This window comes from Microbacterium sp. HJ5 (assembly GCF_054824025.1).
In genome coordinates this window covers 1-21,437 of the sequence record NZ_JSYE01000008.1, presented here as the reverse complement: position 1 = coordinate 21,437, position 21,437 = coordinate 1, and the positions used below count along the sequence as shown (strand labels likewise).

General features: G+C 71.3%; 16 protein-coding genes and 1 pseudogene. 13 read left to right on the top strand and 4 right to left on the bottom strand.

Annotated features, from left to right (window positions below; all coding sequences use genetic code 11):
• Positions 1-17 precede the first annotated feature (17 nt).
• The 5 genes from OB08_RS03400 (at position 18) to OB08_RS03380 (ending at position 8,078) form a co-directional block, all read left to right on the top strand.
• Positions 18-839 carry a carbohydrate ABC transporter permease gene (locus OB08_RS03400; RefSeq protein ID WP_461472263.1) on the top strand — a complete coding sequence of 274 codons (822 nt, stop codon included), beginning with the start codon at positions 18-20 and terminating at the stop codon, positions 837-839.
• A 58-nt stretch (positions 840-897) separates the two neighbouring features.
• Positions 898-2,607 carry a glycoside hydrolase family 13 protein gene (locus tag OB08_RS03395; protein ID WP_461472118.1) on the top strand — a complete coding sequence of 570 codons (1,710 nt, stop codon included), beginning with the start codon at positions 898-900 and terminating at the stop codon, positions 2,605-2,607.
• Positions 2,608-2,689: 82 nt separating this feature from the next.
• Positions 2,690-3,607 carry a 2-hydroxyacid dehydrogenase gene (locus OB08_RS03390; protein WP_461472116.1) on the top strand — a complete coding sequence of 306 codons (918 nt, stop codon included), beginning with the start codon at positions 2,690-2,692 and terminating at the stop codon, positions 3,605-3,607.
• Positions 3,608-4,452: 845 nt separating this feature from the next.
• A complete protein-coding gene (locus tag OB08_RS03385) occupies positions 4,453-5,097 on the top strand; it encodes a sugar phosphate isomerase/epimerase family protein (RefSeq protein ID WP_461472114.1) in 645 nt (214 codons plus the stop codon).
• Between the two features lie 230 nt (positions 5,098-5,327).
• Positions 5,328-8,078 carry a PQQ-dependent sugar dehydrogenase gene (locus OB08_RS03380; RefSeq protein WP_461472112.1) on the top strand — a complete coding sequence of 917 codons (2,751 nt, stop codon included), beginning with the start codon at positions 5,328-5,330 and terminating at the stop codon, positions 8,076-8,078.
• 183 nt (positions 8,079-8,261) lie between these two features.
• Here the strand turns inward: OB08_RS03380 and OB08_RS03375 are convergent, their stop codons facing one another.
• Together OB08_RS03375 and OB08_RS03370 are read right to left on the bottom strand one after the other, a co-directional pair.
• Complete coding sequence (locus OB08_RS03375; protein ID WP_461472110.1) at positions 8,262-8,723, bottom strand: hypothetical protein; 462 nt, start codon at positions 8,721-8,723, stop codon at positions 8,262-8,264.
• A 56-nt stretch (positions 8,724-8,779) separates the two neighbouring features.
• Positions 8,780-9,349 (bottom strand): adenine phosphoribosyltransferase, encoded by a 570-nt coding sequence (locus tag OB08_RS03370; protein ID WP_461472108.1) that lies wholly within the window; start codon positions 9,347-9,349, stop codon positions 8,780-8,782.
• A gap of 45 nt (positions 9,350-9,394) precedes the next feature.
• Between OB08_RS03370 and OB08_RS03365 the strand changes: the two genes are divergently transcribed.
• Genes OB08_RS03365 through OB08_RS03355 form a run of 3 tightly spaced genes read left to right on the top strand, consistent with a single transcriptional unit; the run spans position 9,395 to position 13,426 of the window.
• Positions 9,395-11,077: a glycoside hydrolase family 13 protein gene (locus OB08_RS03365; RefSeq protein WP_461472106.1), complete on the top strand. Its 1,683-nt coding sequence runs from the start codon at positions 9,395-9,397 to the stop codon at positions 11,075-11,077.
• A gap of 60 nt (positions 11,078-11,137) precedes the next feature.
• On the top strand, positions 11,138-12,157 hold the full coding sequence (locus tag OB08_RS03360) for a LacI family DNA-binding transcriptional regulator (RefSeq protein ID WP_461472104.1): 1,020 nt from the start codon (positions 11,138-11,140) through the stop codon (positions 12,155-12,157).
• A 39-nt stretch (positions 12,158-12,196) separates the two neighbouring features.
• Positions 12,197-13,426 (top strand): amidohydrolase, encoded by a 1,230-nt coding sequence (locus OB08_RS03355; protein WP_461472102.1) that lies wholly within the window; start codon positions 12,197-12,199, stop codon positions 13,424-13,426.
• Positions 13,427-13,458: 32 nt separating this feature from the next.
• Here the strand turns inward: OB08_RS03355 and OB08_RS03350 are convergent, their stop codons facing one another.
• Positions 13,459-14,553 (bottom strand): VanZ family protein, encoded by a 1,095-nt coding sequence (locus OB08_RS03350; RefSeq protein WP_461472100.1) that lies wholly within the window; start codon positions 14,551-14,553, stop codon positions 13,459-13,461.
• A gap of 69 nt (positions 14,554-14,622) precedes the next feature.
• Between OB08_RS03350 and OB08_RS03345 the strand changes: the two genes are divergently transcribed.
• The 3 genes from OB08_RS03345 (at position 14,623) to sufU (ending at position 18,622) form a co-directional block, all read left to right on the top strand.
• Positions 14,623-16,788 (top strand): APC family permease, encoded by a 2,166-nt coding sequence (locus tag OB08_RS03345; RefSeq protein WP_461472261.1) that lies wholly within the window; start codon positions 14,623-14,625, stop codon positions 16,786-16,788.
• Between the two features lie 110 nt (positions 16,789-16,898).
• Positions 16,899-18,182, top strand: coding sequence for a SufS family cysteine desulfurase (locus OB08_RS03340; RefSeq protein ID WP_461472098.1), 1,284 nt, complete (start codon positions 16,899-16,901; stop codon positions 18,180-18,182).
• Positions 18,179-18,622: a Fe-S cluster assembly sulfur transfer protein SufU gene (gene sufU / locus OB08_RS03335; RefSeq protein WP_461472096.1), complete on the top strand. Its 444-nt coding sequence runs from the start codon at positions 18,179-18,181 to the stop codon at positions 18,620-18,622. The genes OB08_RS03340 and sufU overlap by 4 nt, the downstream gene beginning before the upstream one ends.
• Here sufU and OB08_RS03330 read toward each other — a convergent pair.
• Positions 18,619-18,849, bottom strand: a complete 231-nt coding sequence (locus OB08_RS03330; protein WP_461472094.1) for a hypothetical protein — start codon at positions 18,847-18,849, stop codon at positions 18,619-18,621. The genes sufU and OB08_RS03330 overlap by 4 nt on opposite strands.
• Positions 18,850-18,975: 126 nt before the next feature.
• On the opposite strand from OB08_RS03330, the pseudogene OB08_RS03325 reads away from it, so the two are divergent.
• Together OB08_RS03325 and OB08_RS03320 are read left to right on the top strand one after the other, a co-directional pair.
• Positions 18,976-20,817: pseudogene (locus OB08_RS03325) on the top strand (ATP-binding protein); the annotation flags it as partial.
• On the top strand, positions 20,814-21,437 hold a 624-nt coding region (locus OB08_RS03320; RefSeq protein ID WP_461472092.1), incomplete at its 3' end, for a response regulator. The pseudogene OB08_RS03325 and the gene OB08_RS03320, both read left to right, overlap by 4 nt.

Below are 21,437 nucleotides of genomic sequence, written 5' to 3'. Positions count from 1 at the left end.
CCGCCCGACGATTCGCGATGGAGCGGGTCAACTGGTCGGCGACCATCATCCTCATCCTCTGCGCCGTCACCGTCCTTCTCCCGCTCTACGTGACCGTCTCGATGGCGTTCAAGACGACCGAGCAGGCCGTCGACGGCAACGCCTTCTCGCTCCCGGCGCCGTTCAGCGTCGACGGGTTCGTCGAGGCCTGGAACCTCACCAAGTTCCCCGTCGGAGCGCTGATCTCGCTGCTCGTCACGGCGGGCACGGTCGCGGCGACCATCGTGCTGGCCGCCTTCGCGTCGTATGCGATCGTGCGCAACTGGGACCGACGGCTCTTCCGGTACTCGTTCTTCTACCTACTCGCGGCGATGTTCATCCCGTTCCCGGTCGTCGCTCTGCCCCAGATCCAGCTCACCGGTCGCGTCGGTCTCGACAATCCGGTCGGCGTCGTCGTGCTGGCCACCATGTTCCAACTCAGCTTCAGCGTGCTGCTGTTCACGGCGTTCCTCCGCTCGATCCCGATCGAGCTGGAAGAGAGCGCGCGCATGGACGGCGCCACGACCTGGCAGACGTTCTGGAAGCTGATCTTCCCGCTCCTGGCGCCGATGAGCGCGACGGTGGGGATCTTCGCCTTCCTCTACGCCTGGAACGACTTCATGATGCCGTCACTCATCATCTCCGACCCGGCGCTGCAGACGCTGCCCGTCCGGCAGAACCTCTTCCAGACCCAGTTCAGCAACAACTACAACGTCTCGTTCGCGTCGTACCTCATGGCCATGGCGCCCGCCATCGTCGCCTACCTCTTCACCCAGCGCTGGGTGATGGAGGGCGTCACGCAGGGTGCCGTCAAGGGATGAGCCGGCGCCGGACAGCGCCCCAGACCACCGTCACCCCTCACGAAAGGATCTCCATCCAGTGACAATCTCCACCGACCTCGACCGCGACGGCGTCTTCGCAGCCTCGGTCCCGCAATGGTGGCGCCAAGCCGTCGTGTACCAGATCTATCCGCGCAGCTTCGCGGATGCGAACCGCGACGGCCTCGGGGATCTGCCCGGCATCACTTCGCGTGTCGAGTACCTGCACGAGCTGGGGATCGACGCGGTGTGGCTGAGCCCGTTCTATCCCTCGGAGCTCGCCGACGGCGGCTACGACGTCGCGGACTACCGCAACGTCGATCCACGCCTGGGCACCCTCGTCGACTTCGATGAGATGCTGCGCGCCCTGCACTCCAACGGCATCAAGGTCGTCGTCGACATCGTTCCCAACCACACCTCCGACCGTCACGCGTGGTTCATCGAGGCGGTCGCCGCCGGGCGTGGCTCGGCCGCGCGCGAGCGCTACATCTTCCGCGAGGGTTCGGGGCCGGACGGCAGCCTGCCTCCCACCGACTGGCTGTCGATCTTCGGCGGCCCGGCCTGGAGCCGCGTGGCCGAGCCCGACGGCAGCCCCGGGCAGTGGTACCTCCACAACTTCGCCGCGGAGCAGCCCGACCTCAACTGGGATCACCCGGACGTCCACGCGGACTTCGTCACGACCCTGCGGTTCTGGTCGGACCGCGGTGTCGACGGATTCCGCATCGACGTGGCGCACATGCTCACGAAGGACCTCACCGATCCCCTGCCCTCCCGGGCGGAACTCGAGCTCATTCCCCGCGACGGCAGCCATCCGCTCATCGATCGAGACGACGTGCACGAGGTCTACGCGGAGTGGCGGGAGGTGTTCGACTCGTACGACCCGCCCCGCACGGCCGTGGCCGAGGCATGGGTCGACCCCTCTCGGATCCACCTGTACGCCCGCCCCGAGAGCCTCGGCCAGGCGTTCAACTTCGATCTGCTCGAGGCCGAGTTCGACGCCGGGGAGTTCCGCCGGATCATCACCGACAACCTGGCGCTGGCGGCGCAGTCGGGGTCGTCGAGCACGTGGGTGCTCTCCAACCACGACGTGGTCCGCCACGCCACGCGGTACGGGCTTCCCGCGCCGCGCGAGGGCGCCGCAGCGCCCACGCGGCACGGCGGCGAATGGCTTCTCGGCGGCGGTGAGGAAGCGCTGCTGGACCGCGACCGCGGCGCGCGGCGCGCGAGAGCGGCGACGCTGTTCATCCTCGGGCTGCCGGGCTCGACGTACCTCTACCAGGGCGAGGAGCTGGGGCTGCACGAGGTCGCCGACATCCCTGCGGCTGCGCGTCAGGACCCGACGTTCTTCCGGACCGGAGGGGAGGAGATCGGACGGGACGGATGCCGCGTCCCGCTCCCGTGGAGCACCGACGGCGCCTCCCTGGGCTTCGGCGACGGCGGGGCTCACCTGCCGCAGCCGGCGTGGTTCGCCCGGCACGCGGTCCAGGCCGAGAAGGCCGACCCTGCATCGACGCTCACCCTCTACCGTCGGGCGCTCCGACTGCGCGACGAACTGCAGACCGGTGAGGCCCTGGAGTGGATCGAGACCGGGCGACCGGACGTGCTGCGCTTCGCGCGGCCGAACGGCTGGCACATCGTCACGAATTTCGGCGAGGAGCCCTACGCGCTCCACGACGGCGACGTCGTGCTCGCGAGCGGCCGCACCGCTCACGGCGAGGTCGCGGGTGAGACCACCGTGTGGCTGGCCCCGGCGGGATTCGTCGCGGAATGAACCCGAGGGGCGGCGGTCGGGGGGCCGCCGCCCCGTCGGTCGGCGGCGGCCCTGGCCCGTGCCGCGCCGCTAGCGTGGAAGCGTGACCCTGATCGTGTGCGTTCCGACCGAGAGACTTGCCGCCGACCTGGGTGAGCTGCCCGAAGACGTCGACGTGGTGGTGTGGCCGATGGACGGTTCCGCGCCCCGCCCGTCCTTCGACATCGTGGTGCCGCCGTACATGCAGATGGCCACGGTCCTCGCGCGCCTCGAGGGCGTTCCCACCCGCCTCGTGCAGAGCCAGTCGATCGGGTACGAGGGCGTCGAGGACCTCCTTCCGGACGGCTTGATGTTCGCCAACGCCGCGACGGTCCACGAGACGTCGACGGCTGAGCTCGCGGTCGGCCTCGCCATCGCCGCGCAGCGCCGCATCGACGGGTTCGCGGTCGATACGGCAGCCGGCCGCTGGGCGCCCGAGTTCCGGCCGAGCCTGGCCGACCGCCGCGTGCTGCTGCTCGGTTACGGCGGCGTCGGCAAGGCGGTCGCGACGCGCCTGGCCGGTTTCGAGGTGGACCTCACGGTCGTCGCGAGCCGCGCGCGCGACGAGGCCGGCGTGCGGGTGCACGGCGTGGATGAGCTGCCCGAACTGCTCGGCCGCGCCGAGATCGTGATCCTGACGCTTCCCGGCGGAGACGCCACACGCCGTATCGCCGACGACGCGTTCCTGTCGGCGCTGCCCGACGGCGCACTTCTCGTAAACGTCGGCCGCGGCTCGCTCGTCGACACCGACGCGCTCGTCGACCATGTCGTGCGTGGGCGGATCCGGGCGGCGCTCGACGTCACCGATCCCGAGCCGCTGCCGGCGGGGCATCCGCTCTGGTCGCTTCCGGGCGTGCTCATCACTCCGCACGTCGGCGGCGACACGAGTGCGATGGCACCGCGGATCGCGCGTCTCGTGCGGACGCAGATCGAGCGCCTGCGCGCCGGCGATGAGCCGCTGAACGTCGTCATCGGCGGCTGACCGGCGCGGCCCCGCGGAGGGCCCCATCCGAGTGCGGCAGTTTCCTGCGACAGCGACGTCGAACGACGTAGCGACCGCAGGAAAATGCAGCGCTCGCCTGCGCTGAACAACTTTTGACGATTGTTGATGAAAGTTGCGTGAGAGACATTTTTCTTTTGCTTGACCCGCAGAATACAAATGCCCTAGCGTCTGAGAAAAGTCAGCGATGATCTAGGAAGGCACAGCGGCGTGCCGTGACACACACGGAGCGACGCGGGGGAGCGACGGGTGCTCCCTCAGCCCTGCCTGATGGCGCCGACGCCACTGGAACGATCCGTGCAAGGGAGCATCATGGACGACCTCACCCACCAGGCCGAAGAGGACGCACGAGTCCTCGGGCGAAAGCTCGGCCTCAGCCGGCGGCAGCTGCTCGCCGCCACCACGGGCATGGCGGCAGCCGCCATGTTCGGGCTCGGCACCGGCCACGCGCACGCCCACTCGGGCGGAGCGGCGGCGGCCGGCCTCGCCGCAGCGAAGGGCAACGGCGTGCTCGTGCCTCCCGGCAAGCGCGGCATCATCCTCTACACGGTGCGCGACGCGATCAGCCGCAATCCGCTGACGACCGACCCGGCCCTGCCGTCGGGGTTCAAGGCGGTGCTGGAGGATCTCGCCCGCATCGGGTACAAGCAGATCGAGTTCGCCGGCTACAACCAGAACGTCAACTCGCCCGGCGGGAACCTCAACTCGGTCGCCGGCGCGCAGCAGCTGCGCCAGTGGCTCGATGACAACGGCCTCGAGGCCGAGGGCAACCACGGCAGCATCCCGGGCACGATCACCGACGCGACGCTCGCGTCGTTCGACGCCGCGTGCGAGATCGCGAACATCCTCGGCTTCGGCCACATCGGAACCGGCAGCGACCCCACCGGCAGCGCCTACTCGCCGACTGGCAGGCGGCCGCCGACCGGTGGAACGTCCTCGGCGAGCGCGCCGCGGGTCACGGGCTGAAGCTGTACACGCACAACCACGACGCGGCGTACAACTTCCTGCTCGACAGCGGTCCGCTCGACGCGCAGGGGCGTCCGACGGCATCGTCGGGCGTGCGGCGCCTGGAGTGGTTCCTCGAGAACACCGACCCGAACTACGTCTACCTCGAGATGGACATCTACTGGGCGCACGTCGCGCAGTACCGGTTCCAGTCGTTCACGGCCGCCGACGGCTCGGTCGTCGCCGACGTCTTCGACCCCGCCGGTCTCGTCTCGCAGCAGACCACGCGGTTCCCGCTGTTCCACGCGAAGGACGGCCTGTTCACCGAGACCGGCTACTCCATCACGCCGTTCGGTCAGGGCAACATCGACTTCACGACCTTCTTCCAGCGCGTCGGCGCCAAGGGGTACCACAACTCGATGTACGAGCAGGACAACGCGGCGTCGGTCCCGGCGCCCGCGAGCCCTGCCCTGTCCATGCAGAACGCCGCTTCGTCGTACACGAACCTGGCAGCGCTCCGCGGCTGAGCCGCGCCCGACCCGGAGGGGGGCGCCGAACAACCGGGTCCAACCGCCCCCCTCCACACTCCCTGTCCACCGACGACGACGGCCCACCCCCAGGTCGGCCGATGAGCGGATGCCTCGTCCTCCGCGACACCGGGCCGCACGGTTCCCGTGCGGCCCGGCTCCAGAAACGGATCCCGCCACCCTCCCCAATCCGACTGGAGCAGTACATGCGCACTGCAGCGCCACGAACCGTGGCACTCGCGACGGGCCTTCTCGTCGCGGCATCCCTCGCCATCGCGGCCCCCGCGGCCGCCCACCCCGGCCATGATCACGGCGACGAGATCTCGGCCACCACGTGGGCCAACTACGAGCGCGTCACCCTTTCGAAGAACGTCGGCGAGGGGATCGACCTCGCCGTCCTCCCCGATCTGCGCGTCCTGCACACGACGCGCAACGGGCAGGTGCGCCTCACCGACCCCTCGCTCGGCACCACGACCGTCGTCAACACCATCGACGTGTACGCGAACTCCGAGGACGGACTGCAGACCGTCACGCTCGACCCCGACTTCGAGACGAACAAGTGGGTGTACCTCTACTTCGCGCCCCGCGTGATGGAGGGCGACTACCCCACGACGACGGCGACCGGGTCGGCGCCCAACACGCTGCCGGCGGGGGCCGACGTCTCGTACTGGGACCAGTGGCTCGGCTACAACCAGCTCAGCCGGTTCAAGTGGAACGACGAGACAGACTCGCTCGACCTCGCCACGCAGCAGGACATCATCCGCGTCGAGGTGCAGCGCGGCCAGTGCTGCCACGTCGCGGGCGACGTCGCGTTCGACAAGGACGGCAACCTGCTGCTCGCCACCGGTGACAACACGCCCGCCGGCACGCCGGGCGCGAACGGCATGGCGCCGATGAACGACCGCGTCGGCTACAACCCGGGCCTCGACGCCCGCCGCGGGGCCGGCAATACGAACGATCTGCGCGGCAAGATCCTGCGGATCGACGTGCAGGAGGACGGCTCGTACACGATCCCGTCGGGCAACCTCTTCGCGCCCGGCACGGCGAACACCCGTGCCGAGATCTTCGCGATGGGCCTGCGCAACCCCTTCCGCATCGACGCCGACCCGGTCACCGGAGCCGTGACGTGGGGCGACTACGGCCCCGACGCCGGCACCGCGAACCCCGACCGTGGCCCGATGGGCTACGTCGAGTGGCAGTCGACGACGGTCGCCGTCAACGGCGGCTGGCCGTTCTGCCACGGCCCGAACGCGAACTACAACGACTGGGACTACGAGCTGCTCGTGCCCGGGGCGTGGTACGACTGCGACGGAACCCTGGTAAACAACAGCCCGTACAACACGGGCCTGTCGACGATCCCCAGCGCCACGGCGCCGCAGCTCTACTACGGCGACCAGCCGACCCACCAGCCGTGGCCCGAGTTCGGGTCGGGCGGCCAGGGCCCGATGGGCGGACCCACGTACCGCTACGACGAGGAGAACGAGGCGACCACCAAGTTCCCCGCGTACTGGGATGGCAAGGCCTTCATGGGAGAGTTCTCCCGCGACCGCATGTTCGTCTTCACGCAGGACGACCCGGACGGCGAGGTCACGCGCATCCAGGACTTCCTGCCGAACACGGCGCTCAACGCGGCCGGGATGCCGCCGTGGGACAACCCGATCGACCTCGAGTTCGGCCCCGACGGCTCGCTGTACGTGCTCGACTACGGTGACGGCTTCTTCCGCCCGAACCCCGACGCCGGCCTGTACCGCGTGGACTACGTCGAGGGCACGAAGGGGCCGCGTGTGGACCTCCAGGCCTCGGTCACGTCCGGGCAGGCGCCCCTCGCCGTGGAATTCGACGCCTCCGGCTCGACGCACCCCGACGGGCTCGCGCTGAGCTACGCGTGGGACGTCGAGGGCGACGGCACCTTCACGCCCGGCACCGCGACGGCATCGCACACCTACGCGGAGAACGGGCAGTACGCGGCGCGCGTGCAGGTGACGGACTCGTCGGGTCGCGTGAGCCTCGCCTCGGTCACGATCACCGTGGGCAACACCGCCCCGACGATCGAGATCGTGTCTCCGGTGAACGGCTCGTTCACGGATTGGGGTGACATCGTCGAGTTCGAGGTGAGGATCACCGACCCGGAGAACACGACGATCGACTGCAGCCGCGTGCTGTGGAGCTACGGCCTCGGCCACGACAACACCCACACCCACCCGCTGTTCACGGGCTCGGGCTGCACCGCGCAGATCGAGACGTCGCTCGAGGCGGGGCACGGCGAGACCGAGAACATCTACGGCCAGATCGGCGCCTCGTACACCGACGGCGGCGGCACGGGCGCCCCGGCGCTCACGTCGGACGACGCGGTGCTGCTCAACCCGCGCGAGCTGCAGGCCGAGCACAACGACGCCCGGTCCGACGGGGTGACCGTTGTCGACGACGAGACGGCCTCGGCATTCCGCAAGCTCACCGACCTCGGACCGGGCGAGTGGATCGCCTACGACCCGATCGAGCTCGGCGGCATCACGGGAGTCGAGCTGCGTGCGGCCGGCGAGGGCGAGGTGTCGCTGCACTGGGGCGACGCCGGGGCCGATGCATTCGCGACGTTCGCTGTCGACTCGAGCGACTGGTCGCTGACCTCGGTGCCGCTCATCGAGGTGCCCGAGGGCACGGGCAGGGTCGTCGTCACCTCTACCGGCGGCGTGGACCTGGACCGGTTCCTGTTCACGACGTCGATCGGGGACTTCGACGCGACGCTGACTGCGCTGCGCGCCTCGGGCGACATCACGAAGGGCGCGCTCACGTCGCTCGGGCTGCGGGTCGACCGTGCCCTGGCCGCCGAGGCCGCCGGGAACGAGGCGAAGGTGCTGTCGGAGCTGCGGTTCATCCGCACGCAGATCCCGGAGCGGGTCGAGAACCTCGACGCCCGCGCCGTGCTCCTGCGTTCGGTCGACGCGGTCATCTATGACATCGAGCAGCCCCGAGCAGAGGAGTAACCCGAAACAAGGCAGGTGCGGCCGGATAGACACCTTGGCGGGATCCGCCGGCCGCACCCACCACCCGACACCGGGCCGCGTTCCTCAGGGGACGCGGCCCGGTCCTTCTGCGTCTGTCCCGAGAGTGAACGAATCACCGTCGGCCGGGGCCCGGAACGGTGATTCGCGGCCCCGCGACGCGGCTCAGCCCAGGTCGGTCAGCACCAGCACACGGCGCCTATCGGCGCCGCAGAAGCGCCCGAACGAGCCGAAGTACGACTCGGAGGTCGCGCCGTCGGGAAGCTCCGCGAGCTCGACGATCTCGCCCGAGCCGACGATCGCGTCGCCGTCGCCGAGCCGGGTGCCGCCGGCGAGGACGACCTCGCCGCCGTCCTGCTCCGCGGTCTCAGGCCAGACGATCCACGTGCCGTGCGCCGCGGCGGCGGAGTCCCCGGGCACCGCGAAGAGGAAGCATCCGTTCGGTCCCACCTGCAGGGCGCCGTCGACGGGCGCGGCGTCCGGGGCGATGCTCGCCGCTTCGGCGGCCGGCAGTCGCGGAAGCGCGAACCCGCCCTCCGTGCTCGAGTCGTCCGCGGCGCACGCGCTCAGCGCGAGGCCGGCGACGACGACGGCGAGCACGGGCACGATACTGCGGCGACCGGACACGGCGACTCCTTCGGCGACGGTGGCCACAGCCTAGTGACGCAGACGGGGCCGGCGCGTCAGGCGGTGAAGACGGTGTGGACCTCGCCGACGACGGCGCGGCCGCCGAGCGCCTCGAGCTCCATGAGCACGGCGGTGCCGACGACGATTCCGCCGAGCCGCTCCACGAGCTGCCGGGCGGCCACGAGCGTGCCGCCGGTGGCGAGCACGTCGTCGACGAGCAGCACGCGCATGCCGGCGCGGATGTCGTCGTGCGCCTCGATGGTCGCGGTGCCGTACTCGAGGGAATAGTCGACGGATGCCGCGGGCCGGGGCAGCTTGCCCGCCTTGCGGATCGGCACCAGGCCGGCACCCGCCTCCATCGCCGCGGCGCCCGCGAGAAGGAAGCCGCGGGCCTCGACCCCGGCGACGACGTCGAAGTCGCCGTCGAAGGGTGCGATGAGCGCGTGGATGACCGTGCGGAGGGCCGAGGCATCCGCCAGCAGGGGGGTGATGTCGCGGAACAGCACGCCCGGTTCGGGGTAGTCGGGGATCGTGCGGATGAGCGACTCGGCACGGGTGAGGGCTTCGGTCACCGCCTCACGATACCGCCCGGATGGTGCCGCACCTGGGGGTCGCCGATGAATCATGCCTGTTCGCATAGCGAATGTAAGCGCTTGCAGTATCCTGGTCCGATGACTTCTCCGCAGATCGCCGAGCGCGCCGACGCGCCCACCGCTACGACCGGCAGCGAGTGGTGGCGCACCGCCGTCATCTACCAGATCTACCCCCGCTCGTTCAGCGACAGCTCGGGCGACGGCGTCGGCGATCTCCCCGGCATCACCTCGCGCCTCGACGACCTCCAGGACCTCGGCGTCGACGCGATCTGGCTGAGCCCGTTCCAGCGCTCCCCGCAGAAGGACGCCGGCTACGACGTCTCCGACTACTGCGACGTCGATCCGCTGTTCGGCACGCTGGGCGACTTCGACGACATGCTCGCGGCGGCGCATGCCCGCGGCATCCGACTCATCGTCGATCTGGTTCCGAACCATTCGTCCGACCAGCACGAGTGGTTCCAGCAGGCTCTCACCGCCGCCCCGGGCAGCGCCGAGCGGGCCCGCTACATGTTCCGCGACGGCAAGGGCGTCGAGGGCGAGCTTCCCCCGAACAACTGGGAGTCCGTGTTCGGCGGGCCCGCGTGGACGCGCGTCGTCGAGGCCGACGGCACCCCCGGGCAGTGGTACCTGCACCTCTTCGACTCGTCGCAGCCCGACTTCGACTGGTCCAACGACGAGGTGCGCGACGAGTTCCGCCGCATCCTGCGCTTCTGGCTCGACCGCGGTGTCGACGGCTTCCGCGTCGACGTCGCCCACGGCCTGGTCAAGGCCGACGGCCTGCCCGACTACACGCCCGACCCCGAGGCCGGCTCGATGGGCGGCGAAGAGGCGAATGTGCCGTACTGGGGTCAGGACGGCGTGCACGAGGTCTACCGTGACTGGCACCTGCTTCTCGCCGAGTACGACGGCGACCGCGCGCTGTGCGCCGAGGCGTGGCTGCCGACGCCGGAGAAGACCGCGCTGTGGGTGCGTCCGGACGAGATGCACCAGGCTTTCAACTTCGCCTACCTCGAGACGGCGTGGGATGCCCCCGCCCTGCGCTCGGTGATCGCCGAGTCGATCGCCGCCTACGCCGCGGTCGGCGCCCCGAGCACGTGGGTGCTCTCGAACCACGACGTCGTGCGCCACGCGTCGCGCCTCGCTCTCACGGCCGAGAACCCGCAGGGTCACGGCATCGGACCGGAGTCCCCCGGCAAGCCGATCCCCGAGGTGGGCCTGCGTCGGGCCCGGGCCGCGACCACCCTGATGCTCGCGCTCCCCGGCTCGGCGTACCTCTTCCAGGGCGAGGAGCTCGGCCTGCCCGAGGTCATCGACATCCCGGGCGACGCCCGTCAGGACCCGACGTGGTTCCGCACGAACGGCGAGCGCTACGGCCGCGACGGCTGCCGCGTGCCGATCCCGTGGACGGCGGATGCCCCTGCCTACGGCTTCAGCCCGGCCGGCGACTCCTGGCTCCCGCAGCCGGCCGAGTGGGCCGCGCTCGCGCGCGACGTGCAGGCCGCCGACGACGACTCGACGCTGTCGCTGTACCGCTCGCTCATCGCGGCGCGTCGCGCACGCGGTCTCGGCGCCGGAAGCCTCGAGTGGCTCGAGGGCTTCGGCACGGACGTCGTCGCGTTCCGCAACAGCGGCGTGACGGTCATCGGCAACACCGGCTCCACGGCCATCCCGCTGCCGGACGGTATCGTGATCGCGTCGAGCGGTCCGGTCACGGACGGCGAGCTCCCGGCAGACACGACGGTCTGGCTCGCGAACGACTGAGACCCGCCTGCCCCGAGGGCGGTGGCGACGCGTGCCGGGCGCACGAAGAGAGGTGACGACGTGGTCAGCATCGACGAGGTGGCGCGCGACGCGGGCGTCTCGACGGCCACCGTCTCGCGCGCGCTGAGCGGTCGCGGTCACGTCTCCGACGCGACCAAGGCACGGGTCGAGGCGGCGGCGAAGACCCTCGGCTACGTGGTGTCGGCGTCCGCGTCGAGCCTCGCCTCGGGCCGCACCCGGAACATCGGCGTGCTCGTCCCGTTCCTCGACCGCTGGTTCTTCTCGACCGTGCTGAGCGGCATCGCGTCGGCGCTCATGCGGCGCGGGTACGACATCACCCTGTACAGCCTGACTGCCGACCGCGCCGAACGCAGGGACGTGTTCGACACGTTCCTGCGCCGCCAGCGCGTCGACGGGGTCATCGCGATCTCGATCGAGATCGGCGACGAGGAGACCGAGCAGCTCATGGCCCTCGACCTGCCGGTCATCGCGATCGGTGGACCGAACCCGCGGCTCACCACCCTCACCGTCGACGACGTCGCCGTCGCGCGGCTGGCGACCGAGCACCTGCTGGCGCTCGGCCACCGTGAGATCGCCCACATCGGCGCCAGCCCCGAGTTCGACATCGACTTCCACATCCCGACCCACCGTCGGCAGGGCTTCGAGCAGGCGCTCGCCGATGCGGGCATCGAGGTGAAGCCGTCGCTCTTCGAGCCGGCCGACTTCACGATCGAGGGCGGCTTCCGCGCCGCCAAGCAGCTGCTCGGCAAGCCCGGCGGCCGCCCGACCGCGATCTTCGCGGCGTCCGACGAGATGGCGATCGGCGCGCTGCTCGCGGCCCGCGAGCTCGGCTACCGCGTGCCCGAAGACCTCTCGATCGTCGGCATCGACGGTCATGAGCTCGGCGACTTCTTCCGTCTCACGACGGTCGACCAGTTCCCGCTCGGCCAGGGCGAGCGGGCGGCCGACGCGATCCTCGCCGAGCTGGAGGCGAAGGATGCCGCGCCCCCGGCGCACCTGCCCGGCAAGCTGCCCTACGAGCTGATCGTCCGCGGCTCGACGGCCCGCCTCCCGGGCTGACCGCCGAGTCGCCGGAACCGCCCGGTTAGGCTCGGAGGCATGACGATCGACCTCGAGGCCCTCTACATCGACCTGCACCGGCATCCCGAACTGTCGTTCCAGGAGACCCGCACGGCCGGCGTCGTCGCGAAGCACCTCGCCGATCTGGGCGTCGAGTACGAAGAGGGCATCGGCAAGACCGGCGTGGCCGGGGTCATCCGCAACGGCGAGGGTCCGGTGGTCTGGCTCCGCGCCGACATGGACGCCCTCCCCGTGCCCGAGCAGACCGGCCTCGACTATGCGAGCACGGCCCGCGGCACCGACCCGACCGGCACCGACGTGCCCGTCATGCACGCGTGCGGCCACGACATGCACGTCGCCTCGCTGCTCGGCGCGCTCGAGCGGCTCGTCGCCACGAAGGACGAGTGGGCAGGCACGATCGTCGCGGTCTTCCAGCCCGCCGAGGAGTACGGCGCCGGGTCGCAGGCCATGATCGCCGATGGAGTCCTGGATCGCTTCCCGAAGCCCGACATCGTGCTCGGCCAGCACGTCACACCGCTTCCCGCCGGCACGATCGGGGTCCGCAGCGGCACCCAGATGGCGGCATCCGACGGCCTGACCGTGACCCTGCTGGGCCGCGGCGGGCACGGCTCGCGCCCGCACTCGACGATCGACCCGGTCGTCATGGCGGCCGCGACCGTGATGCGCCTGCAGACGATCGTGTCGCGTGAGGTCGACCCCCGCGACGTCGCCGTCGTCACCGTCGGCTCGATCCACGCCGGTCTCAAGAACAACATCATTCCGGCCGAGGCGCGGCTCGAGCTGAGCCTGCGCTACCCCGACGACGAGGCGCGCGCCCGCGTGCTCGAGAAGGTCGAGCGGGTCGTGCGTGCCGAGGCGCAGGCATCCGGCGCCGAAGAGGCCCCCGTCATCGCGATCGACCATTCGCTGCCGCCGACCATCAACGACGTCGATGCCACCGCGCGCCTGCGCCTCGCGTTCGACACGGCGTTCGGCGAGGGCACCGTCCTCGATCCCGGCATGTTCACCGGCAGCGAGGACGTGTCGTGGTTCGCGCGCGAGTCCGACGCCCCGCTGGTGTTCTGGTTCTGGGGCGGCGTCGACCCCGACGCCTACGCCGCCGCTGTCGCAGGCGGCACGGTCGAGCGCGACATCCCGACGAACCACTCCCCGTTCTTCGCGCCGGTGCTGCAGCCGACCCTCGACAACGGCGTCGCGAACCTCGTCGTGGCGGCGCGCGAGTTCCTGGGGTCGCCCTCAGGCGACTGATCCCGGATGCCGCGACCCGCGGCATCCGCTCATCAGCGCCAGCGCGCGGAGGGCCGCCGCGGCGGTGTGTCGGGATCGATGGGTCCGCGTGCGTCGACGAGATGCTGTCCCGAGGCGAGGCCGGGGAGCCCTCGGCCCGAGCGAGTCGCGAACACCAGGATCACCGACGCCAGCGCGAAGAGCCAGCCGACGAAGTCCCAAGCTCCGGGCAGCGCGAACAGCACCGTCAGTCCGCCGATGCCCGCGGCGAAGCGCAGCACCCGCGCGAGGCCGCCGGGCAGCCCGCCGCCCTCGAATCGCAGCTCGACGGCGAGGTCCCCGACCGTACGACCCGTCGCGAGGACGACGACGAGGCAGACCGCGATCGCCGTGACGGACGCCGCCGCCGACGCCGCCCCTCCGTCGCGCACCTCGTCACGCGCGCCGAGCGCGTACAGGACGAGCTGCAGGACGACGCCCACGGCGAGGAACACGAGCCAGGCGGCGAGCGCGTCGCACGCCATGCCGAGCAGGCGCCGGGCCCGAGTGACCGGGCGCGGCCGATCCGCGTCGGCCGCCCGCCCCATGCCGCGGTGGTGACGCGGCACCGAGAGCGCGAGAAGCGACCCGATCATCGCGCCGACCGTGTTCGTGACCAGGTCGTCGACGTCGAAGACGCGGTACGCGCAGGGGTAGAGGCTCCACACGCCGGTCAGCTGCGTGAGCTCGATGAACGCCGAGAGCCCCAGGCCGGCGAGCGTCGCGACCACGATCCCCCTGCCGCCGAGCACGCGCACGAGGAAGCCGAACGGCACGAACAGCAGCACGTCGAGAAGCACCTGCAGTGCCGCGGGATCCGTGAATGCCGACGCCGGCCGCAGAGTCGCGCCCCGCACGTCGTCGACGAACGCGAACAGCTCGAGGTTCGACGGGACGCAGACCACCGCGTCCGGATCGGGCAGCGGCAGGACCGTGTAGGTCCAGACCGCCATGACGTAGACGAGCGCGGCGAACCAGAGCGCGAAGCGACCGAGGCTGAGCCCGCCGCGCCGACGGAAGCTGACCGCCACGAACGGGACGAACAGCACCACGCCCGCCACGACGCCGAGCGCGATCGCGAATCCTCCGAGGAGCAGACGGTCGTCCACGCCACAGATCCTCGCAGAGGCCGCATGGATTCCGTGAGGATGGGGCCGACGGCCCTCCGGCGCGGCGTAATGTCGCCTGCCGTGACGAGTGAACCCCGAGATCCTTCAGGCGAGCAGCCGCGCGCGAAGCGGCTCATCCTGGGCGACCCGCTGACGTCCGAGAAGATGGACGAGCAGCTCCTGCCCAAGAAGCGCGCGCTGCCGATCTTCGCCTCCGACGCGCTCAGCTCCGTGGCCTACGCGCCGCAGGAGCTGCTGATGATCCTGCTGATCGGAGGCACGGCGTTCCTCGCCTTCTCCCCCTGGGTCGCGGCCGCCGTCGTCGTGCTGCTGATCGTGGTCGTCGCGAGCTACCGCCAGCTCATCAAGGCGTACCCGTCGGGCGGCGGAGATTACGAGGTCGCCAGGAAGAACCTCGGCGAGGGTCCGGGGGTCGTCGTCGCGGCGGCGCTCCTCGTGGACTACGTGCTCACCGTCGCGGTGTCGGTCGCCTCGGGCGTCGACAACATCATCTCGGCCATCCCCGAGCTCGACCCCGGCCGCATCGAGCTCGCGGTCGGCTTCGTCGTGCTCATCATCATCGTCAATCTCCGCGGAGTGCGCGAGGCCTCGTTCGCGTTCGCGATCCCCACCTACGTCTTCATCGGCTCGGTCGCCGTCATGATCGTCGTCGGACTGACCCGCACGCTCATGGGAGACCCGCCGGTCGTATCGAGCGCCGAGTACGCGGTGCAGGCCGAGCAGCTCACGCAGGCGGCGGTCATCCTCCTCGTGCTGCGCGCGTTCTCGAGCGGATGCTCCGCGCTCACCGGCGTCGAAGCCGTGTCGAACGGCGTGCCGGCCTTCCGCAAGCCCAAGGTCCGCAACGCGCAGATGACCCTCACCCTCATGGGCGGCATCGCGATCCTGCTGTTCTCCGGCCTCACCGCCCTCGCCCTGGTGTCGGGTGTGCACTACGCGGAGAACCCCTGCCACCTCATCGGGTTCGACTGCGAGAGCCAGCCTCAGCCGAGCCTCATGGCACAGGTCGCCGCCGCGACCTTCGGCATGGGATCGATCCCGTTCTTCATCATCCAGGCGGCGACCGCCTGCGTGCTGCTGCTGGCGGCGAACACCGCGTTCAACGGCTTCCCGCTGCTGGGCGCGGTGCTCGCCCGCGACGGCTTCGCGCCCAAGGCGCTCAACACCCGGGGCGACCGCCTCGTGTACTCGAACGGCATGATCATCCTCGGTGTCGCCGCGATCGTCGTGCTGATCGTCTACCAGGCGAACCTCACGACGCTCATCCAGCTGTACATCATCGGCGTCTTCGTGTCGTTCTCGATCGGCCAGATCGGCATGGTGAAGCACTGGCGCCGCTCGCTGCGCGCGCTGCGCGGTCTGTCACCGGATGCCGCGGCTCAGGCATCCGCTCATCATGAGCGCCGCTCGGCCTACAGCGGCCTGGCGATCAACGCGCTCGGCGCGGCCATGACCATCTCGGTGCTGCTGATCGTGACCATCACGAAGTTCACACACGGCGCGTGGCTCGTGTTCATCGCCATCCCCGTGCTCTCGGTGCTCATGATCGGCGTGAACCGCTACTACCGCGACGTCGAGCACGAGATCCGGGTCGACGACACGACGCACTTCGGCGCCGAAGGCGACCTCGCCATCGTCCTGGTCAACCGGCTGCAGAAGCCGGTACTCAAGGCGATCGACTACGCCCTCGCCGCGAGGCACGACAAGACGATCGCCGTGCACGTCGCGGTGAGCGAGGAGGAGTCGGCCGAGCTGCAGCGCCAGTGGGAAGAGCATCGCGTGCCGGTCAAGCTCGTCATCATCGAGTCGCCGTACCGCTCCTACGCGGCTCCGGTCGCGAAGTTCATCAAGCAGTACCGCGAGACCTACGGGTCGTCTGTGGTCACGGTCTACCTGCCGCAGTACATCGTGGGCCACTGGTGGGAGTCGCTGCTGCACAACCGGCGGTCGCGCCGCATCGCCCAGCAGCTCATGCTGGTGCACGGCGTCTCGATCACGCTCGTGCCGTGGCTGCTCGACTCGTCCGAGCTGATCTACGGCAGGCGCTCGCGACCGCTCCCCGGCGACGAGCGGGCCGGACGCCCCGCCCCCGTCGAGATCCAGCACAGCGGACGACGGGCGACGCGTCCCGCCGGCCCACCGGCCGCGAACGAGGCCGAGGCACGCGAGCCTGGCACGCGCGAGCCTGCAGGGATCGGCGGTCCCTCGGCGTGAGACCGCGGGGCCGGGCATCCCACTGCCCGGTCCCGCCCCCGCCCGGCGCCCGTCCCCGCCCGGGCGCCCGCCCCCGCCCGGCGCCCAGGCAACGCGCGTAGCCTGGGAGGGTGACATCTCCCGCGCCCGTGCTCGACCTCACGGCCATCCGCGCCGACTTCCCGCTCCTCGGCGAGCGCGTCGGCGACGCCCCCCTCGTCTACCTCGACTCCGGCGCGACCAGCCAGAAGCCGCAGGCGGTCATCGACGCCGAGGTCGCGTTCGTCACCCGCTCGAACGCCGCGGTGCACCGCGGCGCCCACACTCTCGCCGCCGAGGCGACCGAGCTCTTCGAAGACGCCCGTGCCGCCGTCGCCGGGTTCGTCGGCGCGCGGCCCGAGCAGCTCGTGTGGACCAGCGGTGCGACGGCCGGCCTCAATCTCATCGCCTACGCCATCGGCAACGCGACCCTCGGCCGGGGTGCCCCCGAGAGCGAGCGCTTCGCCCTGCGGCCCGGCGACGAACTCGTCGTGACCGAGAGCGAGCACCACGCGAACCTCATCCCGTGGCAGGAACTCGCCGCCCGGACCGGAGCGACGCTGCGCCACATCCGCGTGCACGACGACGGCACGATCGACCTGGACGCCGCGGCATCCGTCATCACCGACCGCACGCGCCTCGTGGCGTTCCCCCACGTCTCCAACGTGCTCGGCATCGTCAACCCGGTCGCCGAGCTCGTCGCCCTCGCGCAGGGGGTCGGCGCTCTCACCGTCCTCGACGCGTGCCAGTCGGCGCCCCACCTGCCGCTCGACCTCCCGGGCCTCGGCATCGACCTCGCCGTGTTCTCCGGCCACAAGATGCTGGGCCCGTACGCGGTGGGCGGTCTCTACGGCCGGGCAGACGTTCTCGCGGCGCTCCCGCCGTTCCTCACCGGCGGCTCGATGATCACGACGGTCACCCTCGACGAGGCGAAGTACCTCCCGCCGCCGCAGCGTTTCGAGGCGGGCACCCAGCCCGTGTCGCAGGCGATCGGCCTCGCCGCCGCCGTGCGCTACCTCGACGAGGTCGGCATGCCCGCGGTGCACGCGCACGAGCGTGCGCTCGAGGCCCGCATGCGGGAGGGGCTCCGGGGCATCCCCGGCATCCGCCTGCTCGGCGATGCCGCCGGGGTCGAGCGCGTCGGACTGTGGTCGTTCGACGTCGACGGCGTGCACGCCCACGATGTGGGACAGTTCCTCGACGCGCGCGGCATCGCGGTGCGCGTCGGGCACCACTGCGCCCAGCCGCTGCACCGCCGCTTCGGACTGACCGCGTCGGTGCGGGCATCCGCCGCGCTCTACAACACCGCCGACGAGATCGACCAGTTCCTCGACGCCGTCGCCGGCGTGCGCGCATTCTTCGGAGCGGGCGCATGAGCGGGCTCGAGTCGCTCTACCAGGAGCTCATCCTCGACCACTCGAAGCGCCGGGTCGGCTTCGGCCTGGCCGACGAAGAAGGTCGCGCCGCGACCTCCCACCAGCACAACCCGCTGTGCGGCGACGAGATCACGCTGCGCCTGCGCCTCGCCGAGGACGGCGAGGTCATCCGCGACGTCACATGGGAGGGCAACGGCTGCTCGATCTCGCAGGCCTCGGCCTCGATGCTCGCCGAACTCGTCGACGGGATGCCGCGGGCCGAGGCATCCGCCCTCATCGACGGCTTCCGCGAGGCGCTGCGCTCGCGCGGCACGATCGAGCTCGACGAGGACGTCTACCTCGACGCCGCCGCCCTGTCGGGGGTCTCGAAGTACGTCGCGCGCGTGAAGTGCGCGATGCTCGCGTGGGTCGCCCTCGAGGACGACCTGGCTCGCGCCTAGGTCTCGGTCAGCGGGTCGGGCCCGGCGGGGTCGACCGGGTTCAGGGGGTGGGCGGGGCCGGACGCGCCGGCGGCGCTCGCCTGCCACTGCACCTTCCACTTCGTGTGCGCCTTGAGCGCGTGGAGCACGGCCAGCCGCACGACGAGGTACAGCGCGAGCCCGATCACCGCCAGCACGAGCAGATAGAAGATGATCACGAAGTGCCAGCCGGTGAGTCCCTGCATCATGGCTCGACGGTAGGGGACCGGGGCGCCCTCGCGCTCGCGTTGTCCACAGCGGCCACGGCACGCTCCGCATGGAAACCGTGAGGATCGGCGGACGGCGCCGTGCACGGGTGTTGGATCGGAAGTGTGGACGAGATGGACAGCGCGCTGAGCGCGCGTGAGCGCGTGGTCGTCGCGCTCAGCGGCGGCGCCGAGGGCGAGACGCTGATCCGCCGTGCCGCCCGGCTCGTCGAGCGCACGCGGAACGCCGAGCTGCTGGCCGTCCACGTCGCGAGCGAGGACGACGCGCGCGCTCCGGAGCCCGCCCACCTGGCCGCGCAGCAGGAGCTGGCGGAGGCGCTCGGCGGCACATATCACCAGGTGGTGGGCGGCGACACCGCGCGCGCGGTGCTCGAGTTCGCGCGCTCCCGTCAGGCGACGCAGCTCGTGATCGGCGTCAGTCGCCGCAGCCGGATCGCCGCCGCCCTCTCGGGACCGGGCATCGGCGCGGCCGTCGTGCGCGAGGCGGGGGACATCGACGTGCACGTGGTGGCGCACGCGCGCGCGGGCGACCGCTTCGCGCTGCCGCGACTCTCCGGCGGCGCGCTCAGCCGCCAGCGCGTCGTGCTCGGCTTCGTCGTCGCGCTGGTGTTCGGACCGCTGCTGACCTGGGTGCTCTACTCGGCGCGGACGCCGGAGTCGATCACGTCGGACGTCCTCGCTTTCCAGCTGCTGGTGGTGGTCGTCGCGCTCGTCGGCGGCATCTGGCCGGCACTGTTCGCCGCGGTGCTGTCGGGGCTCACGCTCGACTTCTTCTTCGTCGCACCGCAGTTCACCGTCGCCGTCTCCGACCCGCTCCACCTGTGGGCGCTGTTCCTCTACGTGCTGATCGCGCTGCTCGTGAGCTACATCGTCGACCAGGCAGCGCGGCGAGCGCGCATCGCGCAACGGGCCACCGCCGAGGCCGAGCTGCTCGCGACGGTCGCCGGCAACGTGCTGCGCGGCGAGAGCGCCGTCCCCGCGCTCGTCACCCGCGCCCGCGAGGCGTTCGGCCTCGCCGGCGTGCGCTTGATCGACGCCGACGGCACGGTGCTCGCGACCGACGGCGAGCCGGTGCGCGACGGACGGTTCGAGTCGGTCCCCGTGGGTCGACGCGACGGCGCGCCCCGGGCGGCGCTCGAACTGCACGGCCGGGCGCCGGATGCCTCGGAGCGGCGCCTGCTGGACGTCGTCGTCGCGCAGCTCGGCGCCGCGCTGGAGAGGGCCGAGCTGACCCGGGCGGCGCGCGCCGCCGAGGCCCTGGCCGTCGCCGACCAGGTGCGCAGCGCCCTCCTGTCCGCGGTCAGCCACGATGTGCGCCGACCGCTCGCCGCGGCGATCGCCGCCGTGGGCGGACTGCGCGCGGCCGGTCCCACGCTGAGCGACGAGGACCGCCACGAGCTCGTCGAGACCGCGGACGAGAGCCTCGCCGCGCTGTCGACGCTCGTCACCGATCTCCTCGACGTCGGCCGCGTGCAGGCCGGCGTGCTGGCGGTGTCGCTGCGCCCCGTCGACGCCGCCGACGTCGTGCTCGCTTCGCTCGAGGAGCTCGGGCTCGGACCCGGCGCGGTCGACCTGACGCTCGACCCCGACCTCCCGCCCGTCGCCGCCGACCCCGTCCTGCTGCAGCGGGTCATGGTGAACGTGCTCGCGAACGCCGAACGGCATGCGCCCGCGGCGACGCGCGTCGAGGTGACCACGGCCGCGCAGGATGGCCGGGCCGAGCTGCGCGTGATCGACCACGGCCCCGGTATCGCCGCCGAGCGGCGCGACGAGATGTTCGCGCCGTTCCAGCGTCTCGGCGACACCGACAACACCACGGGCCTCGGGCTCGGTCTCGCCCTGTCGAAGGGGTTCACCGAGGGCATGGGCGGTACGCTCACGCCCGAGGACACCCCCGGAGGAGGACTGACCATGGTGATCGCCCTCCCCGTCGCCAGGGCCGCGACGTGAAGGTCCTCGTCGCGGACGACGACCCGCAGCTCGTCCGCGCCCTGCGCATCACGCTCGCGGCCCACGGCTACGACGTGGTGGCCGCCCCCGACGGCGCCGCCGCGATCGCCCTCGCGGCGAAGGAGCGTCCCGACATCGTGATGGTCGACCTCGGGATGCCGCGGCTCGACGGCGTCCAGGTCATCGAGGCGCTCCGGGGCTGGTCGTCGGCGCCGATCATCGTCGTCTCCGGCCGCACCGGCTCGGCCGACAAGGTCGAGGCGCTCGACGCCGGCGCCGACGACTTCGTCACCAAGCCCTTTCAGATCGACGAGCTGCTCGCACGCCTGCGCGCCCTCTCACGCCGGGCACCGGCATCCGCCGACGAGCCCGTCGTCTCGTTCGGCGACGTGCGCGTCGACCTCGCCGCGAAACTGGTGACGCGCGCCGGCGCGGCCGTGCATCTCACCCCGACCGAGTGGCAGATCCTCGAGTTCCTCGCGCGCAATCCCGGGGCCCTCGTCACGCGGCAGGCGCTGCTGAAGGACATCTGGGGCACCGAGCAGGTCACCGACACCGGCTACCTCAGGCTGTACCTGTCGCAGCTGCGCAAGAAGCTCGAGGCCGACCCCGCGCGCCCC

Bases quoted from the DNA above. Each gene is read 5' to 3' on its own strand.
- OB08_RS03370 (WP_461472108.1), bottom strand. From the start codon at position 9,349: ATGATTCATCGGCGACCCCCAGGTGCGGCACCATCCGGGCGGTATCGT.
- OB08_RS03365 (WP_461472106.1), top strand. From the start codon at position 9,395: ATGACTTCTCCGCAGATCGCCGAGCGCGCCGACGCGCCCACCGCTACG.
- OB08_RS03345 (WP_461472261.1), top strand. From the start codon at position 14,623: ATGTCGCCTGCCGTGACGAGTGAACCCCGAGATCCTTCAGGCGAGCAG.
- sufU (WP_461472096.1), top strand. From the start codon at position 18,179: ATGAGCGGGCTCGAGTCGCTCTACCAGGAGCTCATCCTCGACCACTCG.
- OB08_RS03355 (WP_461472102.1), top strand. From the start codon at position 12,197: ATGACGATCGACCTCGAGGCCCTCTACATCGACCTGCACCGGCATCCC.
- OB08_RS03400 (WP_461472263.1), top strand. From the start codon at position 18: ATGGAGCGGGTCAACTGGTCGGCGACCATCATCCTCATCCTCTGCGCC.
- OB08_RS03330 (WP_461472094.1), bottom strand. From the start codon at position 18,849: ATGATGCAGGGACTCACCGGCTGGCACTTCGTGATCATCTTCTATCTG.